Annotated in this window: 22 protein-coding genes; 16 read left to right on the plus strand and 6 right to left on the minus strand. The window is 70.1% G+C overall.

Annotation, left to right across the window (positions count from 1 at the left end):
- Positions 1-3 precede the first annotated feature (3 nt).
- Positions 4-750: a hypothetical protein gene (locus ABEA24_RS29670; protein WP_345434456.1), complete on the minus strand. Its 747-nt coding sequence runs from the start codon at positions 748-750 to the stop codon at positions 4-6.
- 138 nt (positions 751-888) lie between these two features.
- A complete protein-coding gene (gene xseA / locus ABEA24_RS29675) occupies positions 889-2094 on the minus strand; it encodes an exodeoxyribonuclease VII large subunit (protein ID WP_345434457.1) in 1206 nt (401 codons plus the stop codon).
- Positions 2095-2151: 57 nt separating this feature from the next.
- On the opposite strand from xseA, the gene ABEA24_RS29680 reads away from it, so the two are divergent.
- The 5 genes from ABEA24_RS29680 to ABEA24_RS29700 all read left to right on the plus strand — a co-directional run bounded on the left by ABEA24_RS29680 (position 2152) and on the right by ABEA24_RS29700 (position 5647).
- Positions 2152-2463, plus strand: coding sequence for a PadR family transcriptional regulator (locus ABEA24_RS29680; RefSeq protein ID WP_345434458.1), 312 nt, complete (start codon positions 2152-2154; stop codon positions 2461-2463).
- The gene (locus ABEA24_RS29685) at positions 2460-3446 is read left to right on the plus strand and encodes a hypothetical protein (RefSeq protein WP_345434459.1); all 987 of its coding nucleotides are present in this window, start codon (positions 2460-2462) and stop codon (positions 3444-3446) included. Before ABEA24_RS29680 ends, ABEA24_RS29685 begins: the two co-directional genes overlap by 4 nt.
- A 242-nt stretch (positions 3447-3688) precedes the next feature.
- Entirely contained in the window at positions 3689-3919 is a 231-nt protein-coding gene (locus ABEA24_RS29690) for a hypothetical protein (protein WP_345434460.1), read from the plus strand.
- 544 nt (positions 3920-4463) lie between these two features.
- On the plus strand, positions 4464-4703 hold the full coding sequence (locus ABEA24_RS29695; RefSeq protein ID WP_345434461.1) for a hypothetical protein: 240 nt from the start codon (positions 4464-4466) through the stop codon (positions 4701-4703).
- 2 nt (positions 4704-4705) lie between these two features.
- Positions 4706-5647, plus strand: coding sequence for a hypothetical protein (locus ABEA24_RS29700; protein WP_345434462.1), 942 nt, complete (start codon positions 4706-4708; stop codon positions 5645-5647).
- A 141-nt stretch (positions 5648-5788) separates the two neighbouring features.
- On the opposite strand, the gene ABEA24_RS29705 is transcribed toward ABEA24_RS29700, so the two are convergent.
- Positions 5789-6676, minus strand: coding sequence for a hypothetical protein (locus ABEA24_RS29705; protein WP_345434463.1), 888 nt, complete (start codon positions 6674-6676; stop codon positions 5789-5791).
- A gap of 160 nt (positions 6677-6836) precedes the next feature.
- Here ABEA24_RS29705 and ABEA24_RS29710 point away from each other — a divergent pair, with 160 nt between their 5' ends.
- Positions 6837-7784 (plus strand): 4-hydroxy-3-methylbut-2-enyl diphosphate reductase, encoded by a 948-nt coding sequence (locus ABEA24_RS29710; protein ID WP_345434464.1) that lies wholly within the window; start codon positions 6837-6839, stop codon positions 7782-7784.
- A gap of 71 nt (positions 7785-7855) precedes the next feature.
- Here the strand turns inward: ABEA24_RS29710 and ABEA24_RS29715 are convergent, their stop codons facing one another.
- Together ABEA24_RS29715 and ABEA24_RS29720 are read right to left on the minus strand one after the other, a co-directional pair.
- Positions 7856-8506: a DUF6542 domain-containing protein gene (locus tag ABEA24_RS29715; protein WP_345434465.1), complete on the minus strand. Its 651-nt coding sequence runs from the start codon at positions 8504-8506 to the stop codon at positions 7856-7858.
- Between the two features lie 74 nt (positions 8507-8580).
- Complete coding sequence (locus tag ABEA24_RS29720) at positions 8581-9795, minus strand: DNA recombination protein RmuC (protein ID WP_345434466.1); 1215 nt, start codon at positions 9793-9795, stop codon at positions 8581-8583.
- Between the two features lie 311 nt (positions 9796-10106).
- On the opposite strand from ABEA24_RS29720, the gene ychF reads away from it, so the two are divergent.
- The 10 genes from ychF to ABEA24_RS29770 all read left to right on the plus strand — a co-directional run bounded on the left by ychF (position 10107) and on the right by ABEA24_RS29770 (position 23662).
- On the plus strand, positions 10107-11186 hold the full coding sequence (gene ychF / locus ABEA24_RS29725) for a redox-regulated ATPase YchF (RefSeq protein ID WP_345434467.1): 1080 nt from the start codon (positions 10107-10109) through the stop codon (positions 11184-11186).
- A 190-nt stretch (positions 11187-11376) separates the two neighbouring features.
- Positions 11377-12387: a conjugal transfer protein gene (locus ABEA24_RS29730; protein WP_345434468.1), complete on the plus strand. Its 1011-nt coding sequence runs from the start codon at positions 11377-11379 to the stop codon at positions 12385-12387.
- Positions 12388-12469: 82 nt separating this feature from the next.
- On the plus strand, positions 12470-12745 hold the full coding sequence (locus ABEA24_RS29735) for a hypothetical protein (protein ID WP_425551252.1): 276 nt from the start codon (positions 12470-12472) through the stop codon (positions 12743-12745).
- A gap of 61 nt (positions 12746-12806) precedes the next feature.
- Positions 12807-16094, plus strand: a complete 3288-nt coding sequence (locus ABEA24_RS29740; RefSeq protein WP_345434470.1) for a TcpE family conjugal transfer membrane protein — start codon at positions 12807-12809, stop codon at positions 16092-16094.
- Positions 16095-16257: 163 nt separating this feature from the next.
- Complete coding sequence (locus ABEA24_RS29745; protein ID WP_345434471.1) at positions 16258-18795, plus strand: ATP-binding protein; 2538 nt, start codon at positions 16258-16260, stop codon at positions 18793-18795.
- A gap of 83 nt (positions 18796-18878) precedes the next feature.
- Positions 18879-21173, plus strand: a complete 2295-nt coding sequence (locus ABEA24_RS29750; protein WP_345434472.1) for a type IV secretion system protein — start codon at positions 18879-18881, stop codon at positions 21171-21173.
- Positions 21174-21180: 7 nt separating this feature from the next.
- A complete protein-coding gene (locus ABEA24_RS29755; protein WP_345434473.1) occupies positions 21181-21801 on the plus strand; it encodes a hypothetical protein in 621 nt (206 codons plus the stop codon).
- Between the two features lie 11 nt (positions 21802-21812).
- Positions 21813-22952, plus strand: a complete 1140-nt coding sequence (locus tag ABEA24_RS29760; protein ID WP_345434474.1) for a C40 family peptidase — start codon at positions 21813-21815, stop codon at positions 22950-22952.
- Positions 22953-23366 (plus strand): (deoxy)nucleoside triphosphate pyrophosphohydrolase, encoded by a 414-nt coding sequence (locus ABEA24_RS29765; protein WP_345434475.1) that lies wholly within the window; start codon positions 22953-22955, stop codon positions 23364-23366.
- Positions 23363-23662, plus strand: coding sequence for an MTH1187 family thiamine-binding protein (locus tag ABEA24_RS29770; protein ID WP_345434476.1), 300 nt, complete (start codon positions 23363-23365; stop codon positions 23660-23662). Before ABEA24_RS29765 ends, ABEA24_RS29770 begins: the two co-directional genes overlap by 4 nt.
- 30 nt (positions 23663-23692) lie before the next feature.
- Here ABEA24_RS29770 and ABEA24_RS29775 read toward each other — a convergent pair whose 3' ends face one another.
- Positions 23693-25537: a serine/threonine-protein kinase gene (locus ABEA24_RS29775; protein WP_345434477.1), complete on the minus strand. Its 1845-nt coding sequence runs from the start codon at positions 25535-25537 to the stop codon at positions 23693-23695.
- Between the last annotated feature and the right edge of the window lie 65 nt (positions 25538-25602).

The raw sequence follows: 25602 nt of genomic DNA on the forward strand, positions 1-25602 counted from the left end.
AGGTCAGCTGCTGGACAGGCTCCCGACGAGCAGCAACATCAGGAACAAAAAGAAGATCACCGGATAGATGTACGCGAGCGGCCGCGCGAACACCGACGGGCCCGGGTCCAGGGGCGCCCGGCCGCTGGTCGGCTGTGGGGCCGGCAGGTTCGCGACCTTGCCGTGAGCGATCATGTTGAGCAGCAGGAAGATCGGAGCCAGGACGAAGGCGCCGATGCTGCACCAGCCGCCGGCGAGTGTCTTGGCCGTCTGCTTGCGGAACGTCGCCAGGCCGCAGTCACGGCAGAACGGCCCGGTCGCCGTCCAGATCGTGTGCATGACGACGGCGCCCACGACACCCCGGAAGGTCGCCTGCGCGGCGGGCCCGTTGCCGCAGACGCGGCAGGTCACGCCATTGTTGTACGACGCGGCCGGGTAGTCCTGCGGCTCCTGCTGGTAGCCGGCCTGATACCCCTGGGGCTGCGCCTGGTACCCCTGGTGCTGCTGTCCCTGGTAGCCCTGCTGCGGTCCCGGGTAGCCCTGGGGTTGCCCCTGGTACCCCTGCGGCTGCCCCTGGTAGGGCTGCTGGTAGCCCTGTCCGGCCGGGTACGGCTGCTGGTATCCCGCCGGCTGCCCCTGCGCGGGCGGGTATCCCTGCGGCGCCTGATAGGGCTGCTGGCCCTGGTACTGCTGCTGGTATCCCTGCTGGCCATAGGGCTGCTGACCATAGGGGCCGGGGGAGGGCTGCTGGTACGGCGGAGGCTGGGTCAACGGAGGTCCTTAAGCGACGATCTCGGGCCCTTGCCGCTGTCCACGATCGGCCCGAAGGGGGAAATACTGGGACAAGACCCTATCTTCGCGACCTGTGTGACCGGTGCGCATCCCGTTTCAAAGAGTTGCGACCGTCCCTTAGACCGCGTCGACCCGCACCGTGATCCGGCCGTCCTTGAACCGGAGCAGCAGCTCGTCGTCCTTGCTCACGTCCGCCGCCGCGCGTACGACGGACTCGTCGGTACGCTGCGCGATCGCGTAGCCCCGCTCGAGCGTGGCCGCCGGCGACAGGGCGACGAGCCGCGCGCGGGTGTGGGAGAGACCGTCCTCCGCCCGGTCCAGCGCAGCGGACAGGCAGCGTCGCGACCGGTCCCGCAGCGTCGCCACGCCCTCCGCCTGACGTTCGATCTCGCGGGCCGGATCGGCCAGCGCGGGCCGGGAGCGCATCCCCGCCAGCCACTGGAGCTCGCGCTCGACCCGTCCGGACAGGCACCGGCGCCCCCGGTCGCGCAGCTGCCCGATCAGCGCGAGCTGCTCGCGCACGTCGGGCACGGTCTTCTTGGCCGCGTCCGTCGGGGTCGAGGCGCGAACGTCGGCGACGTAGTCGAGCAGGGGCGTGTCCTGCTCGTGGCCGATCGCGGAGACCACGGGCGTACGGGCGGCCGCCACCGCGCGGACCAGTGCCTCGTCGGAGAACGGGAGCAGATCCTCGAGGGACCCGCCGCCACGGGCGATGATGATCACATCGACGTCGGGGGCGGCGTCCAGCCGGTGGAGCGCGTCGATGATCTCGTTCACCGCGTACGACCCCTGCACGGCGGTGTTCTCGACCGTGAACCGGACGGCGGGCCAGCGGCGACGGGAGTTGTCCAGCACGTCGCGCTCGGCGGCGGAGTCGCGGCCGCAGATCAGCCCGATCGTGCCGGGCAGGAAGGGCAGCGGCCGCTTCCGCTCGGCGTTGAACACGCCTTCGGCGGTGAGGAGCTGCTTGAGACGTTCGAGCCGGGCCAGCAGCTCGCCGACGCCGACCGGCCGGATCTCGAACGCCGACAGCGCGAACGAGCCCCGGTTGATGTAGAAGTCCGGTTTGGCGTGCACGACGACCCGCGCGCCGTCGACGACGGCCGGACCGGCGTTGTCGCACACCGCCCGGGGGCACACGACCCGCACCGAGACGTTGGCGACCGGGTCGCGCAGCGTGAAGTACACCGTGCCGGCCCGGCGGTTCAGCTCGGTGATCTGACCCTCGACCCAGATGCGGCCGAGCTTGGCGATCCAGCCGCCGACCAGCTGCAGAACGGTGCGGACCGGAGTGGGCGACTCCGGTGAGGTCTCCAACGCCATGGCCGAAGCGTAGCGAATACTTCGGCGTCCGATATATGGTTCGGTCTCATGCGGTCGATGAGCGAACCCACGTACTTCATTCTGACGGCGCTCCTCGACGGTCCCCTGCACGGCTACGCGATCATCAAGCGCGCCGAGGAGCAGTCCGGCGGCCGGGTGCGGCTCGCGGTCGGCACGCTGTACGGCGCGCTCGACCGGCTCGCCGGCACCGGCCTGATCGCCGTGGACCGTGAGGAGACCGTCGGCGGACGGCCTCGCCGTTACTTCCGGATCACCGAGGACGGCGCCGAGGCCGTCACCGAGGAGGCGAAACGCATGGCCCGAGCGGCCAGGATCGTGTTCGGACGACCCGGAACGGCGCTGTCGTGAGCGGCCCGGAGCCGCGCGACGCCGAGCGGATCGAGGGGCGCCCGGGCGTGGCGGAGCGGTGCTACCGCCGCCTGCTGCGGACGTACCCGCCCGCCTACCGCGCCGCGCACGGAGAGGAGTTCGTCGGAACACTCCTGGAGGTCTCGGCGGGGCGCGGGCGGCCGTCCGTCCGCGAGTCCGCCGGCCTGGTGCGCGGCGGTCTGGCGGCCCGCCTCCGCGAGCGCACCGCGCACCCCACGCCGTGGTGGGCCGACGGCCTGGCCCTGGGCGCCTTCCTCATCGCCCTGAGCAACCTGGTCGCGGACCTCGGGAGCCTCGACGGCGGCGTGGGGAACGCCGCGTGGCTGGCGTGCTCGCTGGTCCTGGTCGGGGCACTCTTCCGCGGCCGGTTCCAGGTGGCGCTGACCGTGACGTTGCTCCAGGTGCTCCAGCTGATCTGCCCGCTGATCGGCGCCGACGACCTCACGGGCGGCCTCCTGCCGCTCTTCGGCCCGGTAAACGGCGGCGTGATGGACCTCATGGGGTACGCCCCCATGGCGGTCGCCCTGACCGTCCTCGTGGTGCGCCGTCCATCCAGGCCGCGGAGTCGTTCGTGGTGGTGGGCGGCCGGGGCGGTCGTCCTGTCGGCAGCCTGGCACGTGCAGGTCCCGTGGGCCGCCCACCGCGAGACGATCTGCACCGCCGACGACATCTGCCAGAGGGTCTGGGTGGTCAATCGGGTCGAACTCTACGGGGACGTCTACCTCGCCCTCATGGTCCTCCTGCTGTCCTGCGGGATCTGGGTGACCGCGGTGACCAGGGACCTGCGCTGGTCGCTGGCCGCGGCGTTCTTCCTGCTGGCGAGCGCCGTCCCTTATGTCGCCCTCACGATGACCAGCGCCATCGGCGCGATGCTGATCCCGATCGCGCTCTGGGCCGTCCAGGCCGTGATGGTGGCGGCGATGGTCGTCACGGCCCGCCGAGGCGTCCGCGCCCGGGCCTGAACCGACGGTCGACCCGAACTCTCCGGCGAGGCGGTATGGCCAGGCGGCGACCACGGCGGTCGCCGCCATCAGGCCCGCCCCACCGGACGTCGCGGCCGGCAGCATGCAACTCACCGCGAGCGCCATGCCCGCCCACGAGTCGGTCCGCGCGGCGCTCGCGTGCTCAGCCGCCCGCCTTCACCCCGCCCGCCGCCCGGCGGGACGGCGCGTTTCCGCTCGGGGAATCCGACGCGCCCCGGCCGGTGGCCTCGGCCGGCTACAACTTCGTCCGGTGGCTCGGCGGTGCCATCGCCCCGTACGCCGCGAGCAGGCTCGGTGACGGAATCGATCCCGCCCTGCCGTACTACGCCGACGCCCTGTGCTGCCTCGCCGGCATGGCGGTGCTGTACGCGAGGCGCCACCACCTGCGGACCCTGGACCGGGCCGACATCGACCACACGTTCCAGGACGCCCGCGTGCTCGTACGGCACTGACCTCGGCCCGCCCGGCCCGCCGCAGACAAGGCCGGACCCGCGGGGCGCGGACGTCGACCTCTCGACCCGCTCGGCGTACGGCGCGCAGGACGCCGGTGCGGAACGGCCGTGACCGGGTTCCCGGTCACGGCCGTCGTGGTCTCAGCGTCGGCCCGCTTCCACCCGGGTCGCCGCCGCTGGTTCCCGATGCCCGCCCATAGCACGAGTCGAAGCGAAGGGAACTAACCAGACGCCATAGTGACGTCGATGTATTACACCGCAGTCTCTCCGCGCTTCACGACTGTCGGAAACGCTTGTACACGCTCGTGAACGTCATTCATCGCTTTTCAACACCGTACATCAACCTGAAACCGGCATATTACGTGCAGTCGTATCACAATGGTATGTGCTGGGACAGTTTACGTAGCGGCAAACGTGATCATGCGGCATGATGACCGTGAAGATGTTCCCCGAAGATCTTCCACTTCCACGTCCGCTCTTCGGGAACCTTTAACGAAGCACCGCCCATAGCACGGCAAATTAGTGAAGTGATCGGAGTATCTCCATGGGATACAAGCCCTCTGTCGGCCTGCCCGACAAGGTTCCCGGCCGCCACGATCCGCATCGGGACGCCGTCCCGCTCGCCGCCCTCACGATGATCGTCGTCGTATTCCTCGCCCTCGTCGGCCAGGGATGCGCCCCACGCGAGGCGGTGACCGTCACCATCACCCTGGGCATGGGCGCGGCCGAGACGGCCAGGCGCCTCGTGAAACACCGGGACCACCGGTCCGGGAGCCGACGGTAGGCATGTCCGGCCAGCCACCCGCCGAGGACACATCGATCGACAGTCTCGACGGCGACGAGATCCGCATCCAGGCCATCAAACTGAGCGAGGAAATGGCCCCGTGGCGGGCGAAACTCAGCCTGATCCTGAACGCCGCGGTTCAGTACGAACTGGATCGCGTGGCCGGCGACGATGGAATTGAGGTCATCGCCTCGGTCGCGTCCATGACCCCGGCGTCCCTGTCCAAGTTGTTAGCAGGCGACTATCGGCCGACACTCAAAACGTGGATGCAGATCGAGCGCATCCTCATGGTGTGCCAGCCCAGCCGAGGAGTGGAGAGGCTCACGGCCGCAAAACTCTACTTCGAGCGAATCACCGAGCTGAGCGAGAAAAGAGATCGGCTCCTGAATCGCCGTGTCGAGTTGGCTCGCCGCTCGCACGGCGGAGAGGTCGGCAAGGGGGCCGCGGCCGGTCCCCGAAGACTCGGGTCCGGTCTGGAGCCACCGACCGTCGCGAGCCAGACCACGGCGGTCGACTCGGTCGAAGGTAAGCAAGCGGTCGTCAAGGACGAGACGGCGGAGGAGGCCTCCGACACGGAGCCTCCCTACCCGCCGCCGGCGATCCCGGATCTTCTCGGCCACGAGCAACGACCCGATCCGCTCCTCGCCAAGACGCCCGCGAAGTTCGTCGCCGCGATGCGTGCCTACCACGTGTGGGCGGGAAGCCCGAGCTACCGGGAGATGGAGCGCCGATGCGCCAAGCAGATCTCCTACTCCACGTTCCGGAACATGCTGAACAGCGACGCTCTGCCGAAGCTGCCCGCACTGGAGATCTTCGTCAAGGTGCTCGGCGGATCGGCCGAGGATCTGCAGGCATGGGCCACCGCCTGGCGGCAGATCACCATGGGCGACTTCAAGATGATCGGCCGCGAACGCAAGAGGCCAAGGCCTGAGAACGGAACGTGACCGAGGCCGGGCACCCGCGGTCGTCCGACCGGCCGCGACCGTCCGGGCACGACGACCGGGTCGCGCACACGCCGCCTCCCCGAGTGCGCTGAACGTGCCCTCGGGGAGGCGCCGGCGATCAACTACCCGCCGCGGTGCCGCTCAGCCCTGGCCGCGCAGCTTGGCGATGCGGTTCTCGTACATGCGCAGAAACTCGGCGCGGGCGGCGTGCGCCCGCTCGTAGTCGCGCAGCTCGTTGACCTGACGCACGTTGAGGTTGCGCAGCCGGGCCCGTACGGACGCGATCGAGGCCTGGTCGTAGTCGGGGATCGGCAGCTCCGCTCCGGTGCTCGGCGCGGTCGTACCCGCCTTCCGGGCGGCCTCCGCCTTCGCCGGAGCGCTCGCCGACGTCTCCTTGACCGGGGCGGCGGGCGCGCTCTTGGCCGGAGCGGTCTTCTCCTTGGCCGGAGCCGCGGGCGAGGCCGTCGCCTTAGCGGGAGCGGCCGCGGTCGTGCCCTTCGCGGCCGGCGTCGCGGGCTTGGCCGGCTTCGCTTCCGCTCCCTTGGCCTCGGCGGCCTTGGTCCGGTCCGCGGCCGTGTCGGACCGCGAGGCCGGCGCGGTGGCGCCCTTCGTCCGGGACGCGGCCGGTTTGCCCTTCGCCGGAGCGGGCTTGGCCGGCGGGGCGGTCGACGGCTTCGTACGGCCCGCGGCCGGGCGCGTACGTCCGGCCCCGCTCGGCTTGCCCACGGCGATCTCGGAGCTCGCCGCGGCCGGCGCGGGGCCTTCCCCGGAGTCCGTCCGCCCATCGGGAGCGGTTCGTCCGGTCACCTTGCCCACGATGCGGCCGGTGAGGCCCTCCGCGTCGCCGCGCAGCCGGCCGAGCACGGGTCCCAGGCCCGCCTCACGGGCCTCCTTGTAATCCTTGCGGACACGGTCGGTGAGCAGCAGCGCCTGGCCGACGCCCATCACGGCCAGCCGGGCGGCGTGGATGGGGAGCTCGCTGACGGTCTCCCGTACTTGCTCCGTCAAGCGGCGCGGCGATCGTGTCATCGTTGTTTCAGCTCCCTCCAGCCCCGCGGACGCGGACTGGTCGGTATGACGGATCTGTTATCCACCACTCTGCCCTACGGTGCAGTGGCGTTCACGCGCCGTGGTCGGGTTTTTCTTCGCCCGAAACCGGCGCACTCCGATCAGACCTACCATGGAACACATGACTCGTCGGGTTCTTCTGGCCAAGCCGCGCGGCTACTGCGCGGGCGTCGATCGTGCGGTGCAGACGGTGGAGCAGGCGCTCAAGCGCTATGGCGCGCCCATCTACGTCCGTAAGCAGATCGTGCACAACGTCCACGTGGTGAAGACCCTCGAAGAACGCGGCGCCGTCTTCGTCGAGGAGACCGAAGAGGTGCCGGAGGGCGCCATCGTCGTCTTCTCCGCGCACGGGGTCGCCCCGGTCGTCCACGATGAGGCCGCCGGGCTGAACCTCCGTACGATCGACGCCACCTGCCCGCTGGTCACCAAGGTCCACAAGGAGGCCAGGCGGTTCGCCTCCGACGAGTACGACATCCTCCTGATCGGGCACGAGGGGCACGAAGAGGTCATCGGCACCAGCGGCGAGGCCCCCGAGCACATCCAGCTCGTCGACGGCCCCGACGACGTCGCCAACGTTCAGGTCCGCGACCCGGAGAAGGTCGTGTGGCTCTCCCAGACCACGCTGTCGGTCGATGAGACGAACGCCACGGTCGAGGCCCTCCGCGCCCGCTTCCCGAAGCTCCTCGACCCGCCGTCCGACGACATCTGCTACGCCACGCAGAACCGCCAGGTCGCGGTGAAGGAGATCGCCGCCGAGTCGCAGCTGGTCATCGTGGTCGGCTCACAGAACTCCTCCAACTCCAAGCGCCTCGTCGAGGTGGCCAAGGACCACGGCGCCGACGCCGCGTACCTCGTCGACTACGCCGACCAGATCGACCCGGCATGGCTCGAGGGGGTCGACACCATCGGGCTGACCAGCGGCGCGTCGGTGCCGGAGGAGCTGATCGAGGGCGTGCTGGCCCGCCTCGCGGAGTTCGGCTTCGACGGCGTCGAAGAGGTCGAGTCCGTGCGTGAGCGGATGGTCTTCGCGCTGCCCCACGAACTCCGCCGCGACCTGCGCTCGGCGTAGGGGGCGTCGGGTGGATCTCCGTCCGGCTGCCGTTCGCCACGAACAAGATCCACAGGACATCCTCTAGCCCGTCACTCGTCCGCGGACTCCTCCGCGGGCGGGGCCTCCGCGGGTGGCGCCTTCGCGGCCGGGAGCCGACCTCCGGGGCTCTCGTCCCAGCGGACCGGGTCGTCGTCCTGATTCTTCTTCCGGCCGCGCAGCGAGGTGCGGCCGCGGAACGGGTTGTCGGCCGCGACCCGGGCGCTCAGGTCGCGCAGGTTCGCGGGAAGCCCCCGCGGAACGGCGATCAGCACGACGAGCACCGCGCCGACGAAGAGCCACGGCACGCTCGAGGTCAGCTTCGCCGCCACGGCCACCGCCGTGCTCAGCAGGAACGACTTCTCCCCGATCGATCCGGTGAGCGCCGACATCAGCGTCACCAGGAAGAACAGCAGCGGCGGGCTGACCACGAGCGTCAGCAGGTCCGTACGGCGGGTCGCCAGCACCGCCAGCAGGCACCCGACGACGAAGAGGAGCCCCTGCGCCGACCGCAGCCCGAACATCCCGCCGATCACCGCGCCGAGCAGCGTGCACACGAGCACCACGACGGCGCCGCCTCGGCCGGTCAGCGTGATGGCCGTGCGGGCCCGTGAGCGCTCCGCCGGGGTCGCGGCCGGACGCCGCGTCAGCCCACGTCGCCGAGCGGAGACCGTCTCAGGATCTCCGCGCGTGTCCGTTGCCACCAGCCCGCCCCAGGGTCGACAGTGCCTTCCTCCACGGTAAACCCGTTCAGTACGCCGCGTCTCGCGACACGGCGTCAGGGCAGCAGGCGGATCTGACGATCTTGCTCGGCGTCGTCGGCGAGTTCCGCGGCGGACGGGGAGCGGGCCGGTTCGTTCACGGAGGCGGGCGGGTCGAGGTCGGCGTCGGTCACGCCCAGCTCGTTGAGCCGGCGCGCGGTGACCAGCACCCGGCTCTCCAGCGACCCGATCGTCCGGTTGTAGGCGACGACGGCGTTCGTCAGGGACTTGCCGAGCTGGTCGACGTGGCGGCCCAGCGTCCCGAGCCGCTCGTACAGCTCCCGGCCCAGGTCGAACACCGCGCGGGCGTTCTCCGACAACGCCTGCTGCTGCCAGGCGTAGTGGGCCGTGCGCAGCAGGCTGACCAGCGTCGTCGGCGTGGCGATGTGCACGCGGCGGCGCATCGCGTACTCCAGCAGGCCGGGGTCCCGGTCCAGCGCCGGCGCCAGGAACGCCTCGCCCGGCACGAACAGCACCACGAACTCCGGGGCCGGGCTGAACGCCTGCCAGTACGACTTGGCCGCCAGCCGGTCCACGTGCTCACGCAGGTGCCGCGCGTGCGCGTCCAGCCGTGCCTCCCACACCGCCGGGTCGTCCGCCCCCGCGGCGTCCAGGTAGGCGGCCAGGGACACCTTCGAGTCGACGACGACGTTCTTGCCGCCCGCCAGCCGTACGACCATGTCGGGCCGGAGGCCGTTCCCTGCGGTGGCCTGCTCGTCGAAGTCGCAGTGCCGGGTCATCCCGGAGATCTCCACCACCCGGCGCAGCTGAAGCTCCCCCCACCGGCCGCGCGCCTCCGGCCGCTGCAGGGCCCGTACGAGCGTCTGCGTCTCCCGGCGGAGCTGGTCGGAGCTCTGCCGTACGAACTCCACCTGCTTGGCCAGCATGGCGTGCGACTCACGCCGCCCGGTCTCGACCTCGCGCAGCTGCGCCTCGACCTTGTTCAGCGTGTCCTTGAGCGGGGCGATGCGCTTGTCCAGCTCCCCGGCGGCCTCGGCGTTGGCGGTCGCCAGACGGGTCCCGGCCAGTTCGAGGAAACGCTGGTTGCTCGCGTCGAGCGCCTCCGCCGACAACGCCTGGAACCGCTCGGTCAGCCCCTCCTCGACGTAGGCGAGCTTCTCCTCGGCGGCCTTCGCCCGCGCGGTGATCACGGCGGTCCGGCTCCGCGCCCACGCGACGCCGAGCACGGTACCCACGACCAGACCGACCACGAGCCCGAGGAGAACGTCCATGTCCGCATCGTGACAAAGCAGCACCAGAATGTCGGCCCGACGCGCGGACGAGACCCCACCCGCCCGGGACGAGCGGAGCGGCTCACGGGCTCTCTGCGCGGGCTGCCCTTGCCGGGCCCACGATGAGTGAAGGATCACTCCAAGATCAGTGATCGACCGGCCCACGATGAGCGGAGGATCACAGCGGGATCGTTGATCGACCGGTCCGCGCCGACGATCCTTTCCCGGTCCGCGACGGTCCGCGCACCCCGTTGACCCCGCGCCGCACGGGCCGTCCGGCCAGTCACCGGGGGCCCGTAGACTCTGCGTCCGTGAGCCTGTCCATCGGAATCGTCGGGCTGCCCAACGTGGGCAAGTCGACCCTGTTCAACGCACTGACCAAGAACACCGCACTCGCGGCGAACTACCCGTTCGCGACGATCGAGCCGAACGTCGGTGTCGTGGCCGTGCCCGACCCTCGCCTCGACGAGCTGGCCAGGCTGTACGACTCGGCCAAGATCGTCCACGCGACGATGCAGTTCGTCGACATCGCGGGCATCGTGAAAGGCGCGTCCGAGGGGCAGGGGCTCGGCAACCAGTTCCTCGCCAACATCCGGGAGACCGACGCGATCTGCCAGGTCATCCGGGTGTTCGATGATCCGGACGTCACCCACGTCGACGGCGACATCGCCCCGCCGCGCGACATCGAGACCATCAACACCGAGCTGATCCTCGCCGACCTCCAGACGCTGGAGAAGGCCCTGCCGCGCCTGGAGAAGGAGGCGCGGACGACGAAGGACCGCGACAAGCTCGCCGTCGTCGAAGCGGCCCAGGTGGCGCAGAAGACCCTCAACGAGGGCACCACGATCTACGCCTCCGGCCTCGACCCGGCGCCGCTGCGCGAGCTGCACCTGCTGACCGCCAAGCCCTTCCTCTACGTCTTCAACGTGGACGAGGACGAGCTCGGCGACGAGGCGTTGCGCGCACGGCTGCAGGAGCTCGTCGCCCCTGCCGAGGCCATCTTCCTCGACGCCAAGATCGAGTCGGAGCTCATCGAGCTGCCCGACGAGGAGGCGCTGGAGCTCCTGCGGTCCACCGGGCAGGAGGAGCCGGGTCTGCTGCAGCTCGTCCGCGTCGGCTTCGACACGCTCGGGCTGCAGACGTTCCTCACCGCCGGTCCCAAGGAGGCCCGCGCCTGGACCATCCGCAAGGGCGCCACCGCCCCGGAGGCCGCAGGTGTGATCCACACGGACTTCCAGAAGGGCTTCATCAAGGCCGAGATCGTCTCGTACGAGGACCTGGTGGCCGAGGGGTCCGTCGCCGCCGCCCGCGCGGCCGGAAAGGCCAGGATGGAGGGCAAAGAGTACGTCATGCAGGACGGCGACGTGGTCGAGTTCCGCTTCAACGTGTAGCAGGGGAGACGAACCTCGCTGTCCGGTAATGCTCCGCCGGCTACCGAGTTGTCCACAACCGCGCGGCGGGGCTGTGCATCCTCGCTCGGCACTGGAACAATTGACCGCCGTGGTTAAGGTGGTAAACCGAACTCGACCAGACGGATAAGACGGCGCGCCGATCCGGGGGGAAGGCGCGAGCGGAGGCAAGATGGCTCGCAGGTCGTCCGGCGTTGTAGACGCCGGCGCGTCCGGTTACCCGCCGGGCGGATTCCCGCCCGCCGACCCTTGGGACACTCCGGACGAGAAAGGGCGCCGCGGCAAGCGCCGTGGCGGTTCCCGCGACGGCGGCGGCGACCGTGGCGGGTGGGGTGGCTCCGGTGGGCGCTGGTTCATCTACGTCGGCCGGGCCATCCTCTGGGCGTTCCTCATCGTCGTGCTGGTCAACGGCGTCCGGGCACCGTTCGAGCGGTTCACCTCGGAGCGGTCCAATACTCCGGCGACCGGTGACGCCGCCAAGCCGCGGTTTCCGGAGGCGGCGGCCTCCGCGTACGCCCTGTCATTCGCCCAGGTCTATCTGAATTACGACCAGGCGACGGCGTCGAATCGACAGCAACAGCTCGCCCAGTTCGTCGCCGGTGGGATCGATCCGCAGCTCGGCTGGGACGGCACCGGCAAATCGGTGCTGCAGTCCGCGTACGTCGCGTCGGTGCGGGCGAATGACGATCAGCACGGCATCGTCACCCTTCTCGTGCGGGCCAACGAACGGCTTTTCCAGCTCGCCGTCCCCGTCTATGCCAAGGACGGGGCGATGGCGATAACGGGGCGTCCCGCCACGCTCCCGCCGCCTCCCACGGCGTCGGTTCCCCAAGCGGCCCAGGACCGCGACTCCGCGCTGGAGGCCGAGCTCCGGCAACCACTGACGGACTTCTTCAAGGCCTATGCGGCCAGCGACGCCGGTTCGCTCCAGCGCTACTCCGATCCGCCCGCGACCGGACTGGGCAACACCGTCACCTTCGGCCAGATCAAAGACGTCGCCGCCCCGCGCGGCGACGTCGCGTCCCGGACGGTGACCGCGACCGTCGTCTGGCAGATTCCCGCTGGTCAGGGCAAGCCTGCGGGCGGCACGCTCGAGCAGACGTACCAGCTCGCAATGGTGAAGAAGGGCGGATATTGGTTCGTCAGGGACATTCAAGGTTCTACGCTTCCGGCCGGATCATGACGTCCCGGCTACCCCGTCCCGAACGTTACGATTCACTCCCCGACCAAGGAAGGCCAGCCCGATGATCCAACACATGTTGGCGATGCTGCCTCAACATGTCGGCGCGGCGCCTAGCCCCAGTCCGACCCCCGGTCTGGACACCGACAATCTCGCGAAATGGCTGCGGGATATCTTCGGGCCGCTGTTCCTGGTCGTCGTCTCCATTGTTGCGATTTTCTTTCTCTTCACGCGAGAGATAACGCGATTCGTGCAGTTCATTCTGTTGGCGATCGGAATCGGAGTCATCTTCTACGTCCCCAATATCATCGAGACGACGGCCAAAGCGATTGCAGTGGCGCTTGGAATCAAAACATCCTGAACGCGGCCGGTGTCATGCCGGTCTAGTCATGGCTGGTCTCAATTAGGGGAGTGGGGACCGGGTGGATCTGCCTACGTACACCAACATCTGGCGCATCGAGAAGCGGCTTTACAAGCTCTACGACCTGCGGCTGCCGATGCCGTTGCCGCTGGTGCAGATCGGTGTGTTCGTCGGTATCTTCCTGCCCTGGATCGTCCTGCTCCAGGTGGTCGGCCTGCCGTTCCACGCGCCGTGGCACGTCGTCTATCTCGTGCCGCCCGGCGTTCTGACCTGGCTGGCCACCCGTCCCGTCATCGAAGGCAAACGCCTCACCGAGCTGCTGATCTCCCAGATGCGCTACCTCACCGAGGCCCGCACCTGGGCCCGGTTGACGCCCATCCACGAGCCGGACGAGGTCGCCGTCATCGGCCGCGTTTGGCGGCGCGGCCACCTGTCCGGCCGGCGCGTGCACGCCGCCCGCCCGGCGGCCGAACCGGTCGAGCCCGCACCCGCGCTGGAGGCCACGGCGACGCCGGTGGTGACCGCCCCGCCGATGCCCGAGCGCGCCGGTGCCGGACCCGCGCCGCACGGCGCCTCCCGCCGCCCCGCCGCCGCCCAGCGCCCGCCCGCGCCGAGCCTGCAACCGACACCCCACGACGGCACCGCGGTCGTGCCGCCGGCCGCGCTCGGCGGACGCCGGCTCACCTCGCCCCGCGTCGAGCCGACACGGCCGCAGCCGGTCCGCGCCGAGCCCGCCGCCCGGCCCACGCCGACCCGGTCGCCCCGCCCTCAGCCCACGGCGCCCCACGCAGTCCCCGGCCTGCCCGCGTCCGATACTCCCGCGGCACCGGGCACGCCCGGGAGGCCCGGCACGCCCGCGCGGCCCGGCACGCCGGCGCGGCCCGGTCTCCCGGCCGCACCGGCCGCCCACGCCACCGGTCCGGCGTCCGCCGAGCCGGAGACCGCGGACGGGCGCGCGACCGAGCGCGGACGTCCCGCGGAGGGCCGTCCCGAGACCACTCCCCAGGGGCCGGGGCGAGAGCCCGATGCGCCACGCCGCGTGACCCGGCAGCGCAACGCCTCCCACGAGCCGGAGGCATCGGCGGCCACCACCCGGCCGACGCCGACCCTGCCGCCGTCGGCGTCAACGGGGCGGTCCTCGGACACACCCACGGCCAAGCCCGGCGGCCCGGCCACCCCCGCTCGCCCCGACGCGCCGGCACGCCCGGACGAACCGGCACGCCTCGACGCACTGACGCGTCCCGACGCACCCGCTCGCCCTGACGCGTCCGCCGTCCCGAACGCGCCGGCTCACCCCGACACCGCGGCAAAGCCGGCCGAGTCCCCTGCCGCCGGCCGGCACGCCGCTCCGCCGAGGTCACCCGCGGCGCATCCCGGCACCTCGCCCACGACCACCCCAGGCGGTCCCGGCACAGCCCGTCCGAGAGGCGCCACGCCCGCGCGGCCCTCGGAGACCGGCCGGTCCGACCGGCCGGTCGAGACCGGTGAGCCCGGACGGCCGGGCCGGCCCGCCGTGCCTGAGCAGGCCGGTCAGAGCAGGCCGCCGGCACCCGTGATCCCGCTGCCGCACGGGCGGCACGCCAGGCCCGCCGACGACCCCGCCGCCCACGGCTCCGCCGAGCCGCCGACCGGGACCGGCGGACCGGCACGGCCCGGCGGCGAACGACCGGCCGAGCCGGCAGCGGACCGCGGCGCGGCGGAGATGAGCGACGAAGAGCAGGCCATCGCCGAGGCCCGTACCGACCAGATCGTCTGGCCGACACCGTCCCGGCGCAGCCGCGCGCCGCGTCCCGACGCGGGCACCGCCGCTCCACCGCCGGCGGACGCGAGCACCGCTCAACCGCGATCGGACGCGGGCGCCGCTCCACCTCAGGCGGAGAAGGGCATACCCCAACCGCGGACGGACCCGGGCACGGCTCAACCGCGGACGGATGCGGCCGCCGCTTCGGCTCAGGCGGAGAAAGGCATCGCCCAGCCGCGGACGGACGCGGGGTCCGCCCCATCGCGCGACGCCTCTGCCGGCCGGCCGGGCAGGCCCGCGGCGGCCCCTCGAGGCCGGTCGCACGGGGAGGAGACGACTCCTCCCCGCGAGGCACGGCCACCGGCCGCCCGCGAGACGTCCACCCCGGCACCGGGGTGGACACCGCCCGCGCCCGGAGTACTCCCGTCCCGCCCGGCGACGCCGCCCGTACCTCCACGGGCTCCGGCGGCCGGGCATGCGTCGCCGCCCGCCGCGTCACCGCGGCCGGCCTCGCCGCAGGCGCCCGCCCAGCCGCCTCGCACGCAGCCGGCCAGGCCGGCGCAGGTTCCGGCGGCGCGGCCCGCCCGTCCCACGACGCCGCCACGGCAGGGCGCGGACCAGCAGGCCTGGCCAGGCCGGCCGGATGCCGCCGCGGCGGCATCACCGGAGTCGCCTCCCCGCGCCGTTCGCTCCGGCCCCGCCTCACCGGTGCGTCCCGGGCCGATGCCCCAGACCGGGCACGAGGACGAGGGACGCGACGACGGCCGCGGCCGCCGGCGGATCTTCTCGGGTGGCGGCAGCGGCGACGGCGACTACGAGCAGCGCGTGCGGACCGCGTTCGCGGGCGCGCGGCGTGTCGTCGTGCTCGGCTGCACCGGCGGCGCGGGGCAGACGGTCACCGGCCTCATGCTCGGTCACACCTTCGCCCAGCACCGCGGCGACCGGATCGTGGCGGTCGACGTCAACCCCGGCCCGGGCGCCATGGCCCGTCGCACCAAGACCGAGACCCGGGAGACGCTCACCTCGCTGATCACCCATGCCGAGCAGGTCACCGGCTACCAGATGATGCGCCGCTACACCTCCATCTCCAAGTCGGGGCTGGAGGTCGTCGCGGCCGGCAAGAACCCGGTCCAGGCCCTCGACGACCGCGACTACGCCCTCGCGATGCGGACGCTCGACCGGTTCTACTCGATCACGCTGCTCGACGCCGCGGCCGCCGTGGTCGCCCGCGTGCTGCCGTACGCCGACCAGATCGTGCTGGTCGCTCCGGCCAGTTCCGACGCGCCGCGGGCGGTGGCCATGACCTTCGAGTGGCTCGACGGCCACGGCTACGAGGACCTGCGCTCCCGGGCCGTCACCGTGATCAACGGAGTGAGCCGCCGCAGCATGGACGACGTGGAACAGGCCGAGGCGGTGGCCCGCGGGCGGTGCCGCGCGCTCGTGCGCATCCCCTGGGACGACCATCTCAGCCTCGACCGCGCCCCGCGCAACGAGCTGCGTTCCCTGCGAGCGCCCACCCGGAAGGCGTACATCGCGCTCGGCGGCGTCGTCGCCGGCGGCCTTGTCCAGACGCCGGGCCGCTACCCACAGCAGGAGGTCTCACGATGAGCCGGCAGCGTCGGGCGGACGTTCACCCGGTGCGGCGGGATGCGCCGTCGAGCGGTGTGCCGCGGGTCGGCCCGGAGAAGGCGGCCCGCAGGCGACGGGCCGGCGATGCGAGACGACCGGGCCGTGCACGATCAGCGTGTTCGGTGAGGACGGGGAGTGACCGATGAGCAAGGCATCCAAGGCCCGCAGCCGGCTGGCCGTGCGGTATTTCGACGACCGGATCCTCCTCACCGACAATGCCGCCTGGGCGTACTTCCGGCTGCCCACGGTCTCGTACGAATTCACGACGAACGAAGAGCGTGAGGCGCTCGCCACCAACATCACCATCGCGATGGCCGGCATCCGCATGCAGGACGCCGAGATCCACCTGCGGATCGCGCACCGCACCTACCCGGCGGCGGAATGGGCGCTCGCGCTGGACGAGACCTCCGACGGCGGCCCCGGGTGGCGCGAGTACCTCGAGGAGATGTACGCCCACGTCTGGTCCAAGGACTTCTGGACCAAGGAGGTCTACCTCGGCGTGCGCCTCGGCCAGCGCGGCGTCGGCGCCCAGCTGTCCGGCGGGGCGTTCAAGCAGCTCTTCGGGCTCTACAAGCGCAGCGAGGAGGTCCTCGGCCTGCACGACGACGCGATCCCGGAGAAGGAGATCGCCCGCTGGACCGAACAGGCCGAGCGGCTCGGCCGGTCCCTCGGGGGCAGCGCGCTGTACGCCCGGCACGCCTCGTCCACCGAGATCGCCTGGCTGTTCCAGCACGCGGCAACCGGCGCCCTGACCGACCCGCCGCCTTCGGCCACACCCCGCCGCACCTGGGGTGTCGGCGAGATCGAGAGCCTCGTCGAGGGCACGATCGTCAACGGCCGCTCGAACCTCCGCATGGAGCAGCCGAGCGGATCGTCACACGTCGCATACCTGTCCTTCGCGCGCTTCCCCGACCTGATGCCCTTCCCGGACGGCGAGCCGTGGATGCACTTCGCCGACGCGCTGCCGTTCCCGGTCGAGGTGTCGGCGCGGATGAAGCTCGTACCCCCCGCGAAGGCGTCCAAGGACGTCTCCCGCAAGCTCGCCCACGCCCGGGACATGGACCAGCACATCCGGGAGGCGGGAGCCGAGGCCCCCATCGCGCTGGCGGAACAGATCGACGCCGCGCGCATGCTCGAGCACGGCATCACCAAGGAGCGCCTGCCGTTCGTGTACGGCTGGCACCGGCTCATCGTCTCCGCGCCGACCGAGGAGCTCCTGCAGCAGCGCGTCGACGCGGTCGTCGAGCACTACCGCGACCTCGGCATCGACATCGTCTGCTCGACCGGCGACCAGTTCTCGCTGTTCTGCGAGTCGCTGCCCGGCGACCGGATCCGCGTCAACGCCTACGCCCAGCGGCAGCCGCTCCGGACGATCGCGGGCGGCATGCCCACCGCAACGGTCGACCTGGGGGACCGGAGGGACGACACCTCCTCCGGTTGGGTCGGGCCGTACATCGGGGAGACCCTCGGCCGCGCCCGTTCCATCGTGCACTTCGACCCTCTCGTCGCCGCCGCCCGCAACCGCCCCACCGCCGTCGCGATCACCGGCGAGCCCGGCGGCGGAAAGACGACGCTCGCGCTCCTGCTGCTGTACCAGATGGCGCTGCGCGGGGTGACGATCGCGGCGATCGACCCGAAGGGCGACGCGGAGTCCCTCGTCGAGCTCCTGCGCCGACGCGGACGCCGCGCCCGCACCCTGCCGCTGGGCTCGGCCGCTCCCGGCCTGCTCGACCCGTTCAGCTTCGGCGACGACCTCGCCGCCAAGAAGACCATGGCGACCGAGACGCTCCGGCTGCTGCTCCCACGCATGTCCGAAGAGCGCGAGTCCGCCATGATCCAGGCGGTCGGCGCGGTCGCCAACCAGCCACAGCCGTCTCTCGGCAAGGTCGTCGACTACCTCGACGCCTCCGAGGACCCCGCGTCGAAGAACCTGGGCGCCGTCCTGCGGTCCATGTCGGAGATGCGCCTCGCCCGGCTCTGCTTCGACCCGTCCGGCGGCGAACGGATCGACACGGCCGGCTGGACGACCGTCTTCACCCTCGGCGGCCTCACCCTGCCGGACGTCGCGATCAACCGCGAGGACTACTCGTACGAGCAGCGGCTCTCCGTGGCCCTGATGTACCTCGTGTCGCAGTTCGCCCGCCGCCTGATGCACGGCCTGGACCGCCACCTCCCGAAGACGATCTTCCTAGACGAGGCGTGGGCGATCACGCAGACGCCCGAGGGCGCCAAGCTGATCCCCGAGGTCTCCCGGATGGGCCGCTCCCGCAACACCGCCCTGATCCTCGTCTCGCAGAACGCCGGTGACCTGCTGAACGAACAGGTGACCAACTGCCTCTCATCCGTCTACTCGTTCCGCTCGACCGAACGCAACGAGGTCGGCAACGTCATGGCCCTCCTCGGCGTCGAGAACTCCGACGAGCACCGCGCGGTCCTGCGCAACCTCGGCAACGGCGAATGCATATTCCGCGACCTCGACGGCCGCGCCGGCCGCATCGGCGTGGACCTCGTCTCCGAGGAACTGCTCCGCTGGCTCGACACCAACCCGACACGCTCCAAGCCCGGCGAAACCGGTGCGCAGGAGCCGTCCGACGCGCATAGTGGGAACGAGCGACCAACTCGTCCCTCCACCGCCCCCCGCGACCCCGCCACAGAGGTCACCCAGGAGGTCCCCCGATGAGGGTGCCAGGCATCCGCCGCCGACGAACAGCGGCAACCGCCCGACCACGGGGGAAGCGCCGGTCGCTCCTCATCCTCATCCTGATGGCCGTGTTCGTCCTCAGCCCCTTGGGCATCGCGAGCGCCGATCCGGTTGGCCCTGACCCAAACAACGCGTGCGCGCCCGCGGACCATCCGGCTCCCGAGCAATATGGTACGGGGATCGACGGCATGGTCAAACCTCCAAATTATCCGAGCGACCAACTGAAGAAGACGCCACCGGAGAAGCTCACCTATTACGATCGGTACGGAACGCGCGGCCAGTCATGGCACGCGGTGGACATGAACTGTTCCGATGTGCCGGCGCTGATCGGCAACAACATTGCGAACACGGTGTTCGTCTTCGCTCAGGCGATAGACCGGACGACCATCACGATTTATCAGGCGGCGGCGTCCGAGTCCCTCCTGGGATGGTTGAAGAAGACGGTCGACGGCGTAATCCGAGGGATGGGAAATACCTTCGGCGCCAAGTACTGGTCCTGGGTCGTCATTCTTGGCGCCTTGTGGTTGGCCTGGTGGGGATTGATTCGTCGGCGGGCCAGTCGGGTGGCGGAAGGTACCATCTGGATGGTCCTGGCGATGGTCGCATTGATTTGGTTGGTCGGCAGGCCAGGCGACTTCACTACATTGGGAACGAAAGTCTCGAACGGGGCGACCGCGGCGTTCAACGCCGCTCTTCCGCAGAGTGATGGCAGCAGCACCTGCATCCCACCTGGGCCGAATACGCCGCAACCCGTCTCCAACGATGCCGTGACGCGTAACGCCAACGGGCTTTGGGTAACGCTCGTTTGTAAGCCATGGCTGATGGGCGAGTTCGGCACCGACGATCCCAAGGACAAGACCGTTCGAGACGAAGCGGCGAAGCTCTTGTCTTCCCAGGCGTTTGACCTACATGAGCGTAACCTCGCCGAGAGTAAAGGCGGCGATAAGAAAGATCTTGACCAAAAGGCTGATATCTACAAAGCTGTTGCGAACGATGTCAAGGGCCACCATCAGGAGGTGTACCCCCTATTCCAAGGGAAGGACTGGCAGTCGCGCCTCGCGGTCGGATTCGGAGCCCTGTTCGCCGCCCTGGTCGCCGGTTTGTTGGTCCTAGTGGTCTCGGTCATGCTGATCATCTTGAAGATCTCATTCCTGCTGCTTCTCGTCGCGGGGCCGATCTTCTTGGGCATCGGTATTCATCCCGGAATCGGTCGAGTCATCGCGGTGCGCTGGTTCGAGCTGCTCCTGTCGACCCTGTTGAAGCAGGCGGCGCTGATCGGTGTGTTGGCTCTCCTGCTGTGGTGTTACGGGTTGGTCATGGCCGAGAGCCTTCCTTGGGGTCTGCAGATCCTGTTGATCTCCCTGGTCACCCTGGCGGCCTTCGTCTATCGGAAGCCGTTCCAGCACCTGTTCGCCGCGGTCGGTTACTCGGCCGTCGGCTCTCGCAAGGGCGAACAGTATGTCGAGGAGGCGATCCGGGAGACGCGGAAGCGGACCACTGCGGTCGCGACCGCGGCCGTTCCCGGAGCGGCGGGCTACCGGCTCGGTCGCTGGGGCAAGCGTGACTCCGGCAACCTTGCGGGCGCACCCGCGCTCAGGGGCGACGAATCGGCCGACTTCGACACGGCGGGTCGTGAGGTGGTCGGCGCATCCGACCGCCGTGGGCGAGCCACCCAGCTCGCGGCGAAGGCCGCCGGTGCGGCGCGAGGCAGCGCTCCTCCTTTGAACCTCTCCCCCCGCGCTCAGGCCGCCGCATCACCGCCGGTCGGAAGGGCGAACGGCGGCAGCCTGTGGGGCTCGCGCCCCTCCGGATCGGCTGGAGGGGTCCGTCCGCCGGCTCCGCGCCCGCCGACGGATTCACCGGCGCGCGAGGAGCGGCGTCCGAGCGCTGCCGCGGGAGGCGGAGGTTCGCGTCCGCCTGCGGCGCCGACCGGCCCGAGCTGGGGTGCTGCCGGGAAGACCGGCGCGGGACAAGGGTCTGGTATCCGCACACCGCCTCGCAGACCGGCTGGTGGAGGCGAGAGTGGCGGCGGCAGGCCCGGCGGCGGGAACGACGGCGCGGCGAGCGGCGGTGCCGGTGGCGGTGGCCGGAGCTGGTTCGGCGGCGGGTCCGGCGGCCGTACGACTCCGCGACGAGACTCCGGTGGTTCGGGGGAGCGGCAGAAGAATTCTCCGGCGCGCGGAGCAGCGCCCGGAGCCAGGCCCGACTCGGCGTCCGCGGCCAACCGGCGTGAGGAGAGCCCTTCCGAGCGGAAGGCGCCGCCGCCGCTGTGGTCGGGCAGGTCGCGGGATGACGGCCCGTCCATGCCGTTCTGGCTACGCCCGGTGAAGCACGAAGACGGTGACGACGAACGATGAGGGGCCGATGGACCTGACCGACCGCCAGCGGAAGTTCCTGTTCGCCGCGCTGGTGGTGCTCCTTGTCGCGGCCGGAGTGATCCTGACCATCGGCACCGGAAGCGGTGGACACAAGAGCAAGGCTGGGGGGAGGGCGGCCACGTCGCCCTCCCCGTCGGCCGTACCGTCGACGCTGGCACCCGTTCCGACCGGGCCACCGCCGTCGCCCGGCTCGTACGACATCTACTCGATGCTGCCGTTCTCGCAGAACGACTTCAAGACGGCGGCTGATGTGGCACGTCGCTTCACCATCGCGTATGGCACCTATCGGTACGACGAGGATCCCAAGGCCTACCTCGGCCGGCTACAGAGTCTGGTGACCGCAGAACTGGCGCCCCAACTGCAGCCGACCCCGGCCACGCTGCAGCAGCGTCAGCAGGACCAGGAGGTCTCCACCTCGGACGCACGGCTCGACTCGCTTCGCTTCTTCAGCAAGGACCAGCTCATCTTCGTGGTGACCGGTACGCAGCACATCACGAAGGGAGGAAAGACCAGCGACAAGACCGAGCAGTACGCCGTCACGACGACGAGGTCCGGTGGGGGCTGGGTGGTGTACGCGTTCCGGCCAGCGGATGAGGGCGACAACTAGAGAGGTGGGAGATGAGGCTTCGCCGGCAGCTGACGAGCGGCGTCGGCTTCGGTGGCCGTAACGGCGGCCGTCGCATTATCTCTCTTCGTCATTTCGAACTGTCGGACCAGGGATCGGTCCGCCTACCGATCATCATCGCCGGAGGCGCCGCAGCGCTCTTCTTCATGAGCCTGGTGGCGATCCCGCTCTTCTTCGGCGCGAACACGCTCTATCAAAGCGCGGGTGGAGGCGGCGACTGCACGGACACCTCCGGTGCCGCCTCCCAGCCGCAGCAGTCCGGCGATGCCAATGGCATTCCGTCGAACTATCTGCAGCTCTACAAGAAAGCCGGTCAGCAGTACGGCGTTCCCTGGAACCTGCTGGCCGGCATCGGCAAGATCGAGACCGATCACGGGCGGTCGAACCTTCCCGGCGTCCACAGCGGCAGTAACTCGGTGGGAGCCGGTGGCCCGATGCAGTTCATGCCCGGCACCTGGGCGTCATTCGGGATCGATGGCGACGGCGACCACAAGAGGGACAGGTACGACCCGGCGGATGCGATTCCCGGCGCGGCCAACTATCTCAAGCACAGTGGTGCGCCGACCCGGACCCGAACAGCGGTCTTCGCCTACAACCATTCGGTGCAGTACGTCAACGACGTCTTGTCATGGGCCAAGCGGTACGCCGGCGGCAGCTTCGACGTCACCCAGGCCAACGGACCGACCTGCGTTGACATGAACGGTGCGCCCGCCGCGCCGAACGAGGTCATCGCCAAGGTCCTGACCTGGGCCAAGGCCCAGATCGGCAAGCCCTACATTTTCGGCGGGATGGGGCCGAACGGGTACGACTGCTCCAGCTACACGATGTTCGCGTACAGGTCCGCGGGAGTCAGCATTCCCCGCCTGTCCGACGAGCAGTACTGGTGGGGTGCCTCCATTCCCAAGGGGCAGGAGCAGCCCGGCGACCTGGTGTTCTTCGACTACAAGCCCGGTCACACCGGTCCCGGCCACGTCGGAATGGTCTACAACCCGCAGAAGGGAATCATGGTCGTCGCACCCCATACCGGCGACGTGATCAAGTTCCAGAACTACAAGACCTACCCTGGTGGTGCTGTGGGCTTCACCCGTCCGACCGCCCACAACGGTCACAACGGTCCGACGAAGAGGCTGTAGGTGGAGATTCCTCCGAGCGACGCGCCGACGGTTGTCGTGGGAGCGGCGATCATTCACGAGGGGCGGCTGCTGGCCGCCCAGCGTGCCGAGCCGCCGGAGTTGTCCGGCGGCTGGGAGTTCCCTGGCGGCAAGGTCGAACCAGGGGAGACGGAGACGGACGCCCTTGTCCGGGAATGCCGTGAGGAGCTCGGGATCGACGTGGCGATCGGCCGGCGCATCGGTGAGGACTGCCGACTGCACAACGGGATGGTCATGCGAGTCTGGACGGCGACGGTCGTACGCGGCGAGGCGCGCGCTCTCGAGCACTCTGAGCTGCGCTGGCTCGCCGAAGCCGAACTGGCCGACGTGCCATGGCTGCCGGCCGATGTACCCGTGGTCGAGGCCGTACGCCGCTACCTGAAGGAGCTCCGATGATCGTCGCTTTCTCGGTCACCCCGCTCGGCGTCGGAGAGTCGGTAGGTGAACACGTCGCCGAGGCCGTCCGGGTCGTGCGGGAAAGCGGGCTGCCCAACCGCACCGACGCCATGTTCACCAGCATTGAGGGCGAATGGGACGAGGTGATGGAGGTCGTCAAGCGAGCCGTCGACGCCGTGGCCGCCCGCGCGCCCCGCGTCAGCCTGGTCCTGAAGGCGGACATCCGCGTGGGCGTCACGGACGGCCTCAACGCGAAGGTGCAGACCGTCGAGCGGCATCTCGGTGGACCGGAGTGAGAGACCCGGGCTGAGAAGCATCGCCGGGGCTCACGATGGTGAGGGCACCGGAAGGGCACTCGCCGAACGTTGGGCGTCAGCCCGAAACGCCGGGACGACGAGATCGGACAGTTTGGCGTACGGGACCGACACGAATGATTCGGCGCACGCCATATCGTAGCCCATCATGTACAGCAACACGTTGAACTCGATCCCGGTCGCCGTGGGCAGCAGGTCGAGGTATCGCACGTCCTTATCGTCGCTGTCGATTCCGGCGGGGGACAGCCGCGGGGACCATATTTTTCCGCCTTCACACAAGGAACCGCCAGGGGACAGCCTGCCGATGCGCTGAATTAGGCGCCTCACGCCTGATGGAGTCAGTACCTCTGGTCGGAGGATGTCCTGTGCGCGAAGACGTCGACCTGTCGTCAGATTCACGGTCACCGAACGAGACACGAAGCTCTCCACGCGATCGCCCATCGCCATACCGGCCGCCTCGAACCGGTAGCGCACCGACAGCAGGTGAGGGCCCCGCAATCCAACTTCGATCGTCGTTGTGACCTTTCGTTGCTCCGATATCGGCGTCGCAGCGCTGTGCGTCCGATACCGCTCCATCTGCTGGTCCAAGGGCAACCGCAGAAAGCGGTTGACCTCCCGTTCGATCGTCGGGTTCGGCAGCCCGCCGACCTTTACGTACTTGCCCATGATGTCGAACGCCGGCTTCGTGAACCGCTGGTGCAGGGGAACGTACGAGATTGTTAGAGGCGTTGCCGCGTGCGTCGGAGGCGGCTGATGGTGTCGCTTCTCCTTAGGCATTAGCACGACAGTCCCTGCAGCACCGATGATCGCTGCGCCCGTGATCGCGATCGTTACCTTGGTACCTGTCTTGCCCAGCAATCTTCGGCCCGTCGTTCGGCCGATCCTTGCGCCCGGGGCACCGATACCGGGACCGGTGCCTCCGCTGCCCGCGCCCGCCCCGGCTCCTCCGCCGCCCGCGCCGACACCGCCTGGGGCGGTGCCGAGAAGGAAGGCGAAGGGCAGCAGCACGGCCAGCCCCGCGACGGCCTCGGCGAGGCGCCTCCGGCCGTTGCGCTCCCAGTCCGGGCCGTACGTCTCTCTGGCCGCCGCCTCCAACTCGGCCACGAACTCGAGCGCTCCCGGTGGCCGATCGGCCGGGGCCTTCGCCATGCCGCGCGTGACGAGCGGCCGCACCGCCTCGGGGAGATCGTCGAGCGGAACCGGTGCCGTCAGGTGCTGACGCCGTAGCGTCGCCTGATCATCGCCGTCGTACGGCCGATGGCCCGTGACGCACTCGAAGAAGACGCAGGTCGCCGCGTAGACATCGGTCGCGGGACCGGCCGGCCCGCCCTCCCACTGCTCCGGTGCCATGTAGGACGGCGTGCCGGCCGGCCGGCTGGATTCCCCCGACCACACGGCGATCCCGAAGTCGGCGACCTTGCTCTGGCCGTCCTGCTGGACCAGGACGTTCGCGGGCTTGTAGTCGCGGTGCACGACCGAGGCGGCATGAGCCGCGGCGAGTCCGAGCAGAGAACCCCTCAGCACCGACAGGGCCGCCTCCGGCCCCGCCGGCCCGTGTGCGTCCAGCACCGCACGGAGGGACGCGCCGTCGACCGCCTCCATGACGATCGCGGCCTGGTCGTCTCCCTCGACGTACTCGTACAACCGGGTCACGTGCGGGCTGTCCAGCATCGCCAGGACACGTGCCTCGTCCCGGAACCGGGCGAAGAAGGCCTCACCGCCAAGCCGTTCGGCATCCAGGTACTTGATGGCGACGGTGGTGCCGGAATCGTCATGACGGGCCAGTACGACCCGTCCGAAGCCGCCGGAGCCGAGTTCGCCGAGTTCGGTGTAGCCCGGCACCGTCCAGTGGCTCACGTACGCTCCTCGCACTCACGGACGACCCATGATGCGGCGCGACGGCAGGGTGTGCAAGATCGATA

The sequence above is a fragment of the Actinoallomurus vinaceus genome, from assembly GCF_039542055.1.
In the GTDB taxonomy this organism is placed as follows: Bacteria; Actinomycetota; Actinomycetes; order Streptosporangiales; family Streptosporangiaceae; genus Actinoallomurus; species Actinoallomurus vinaceus.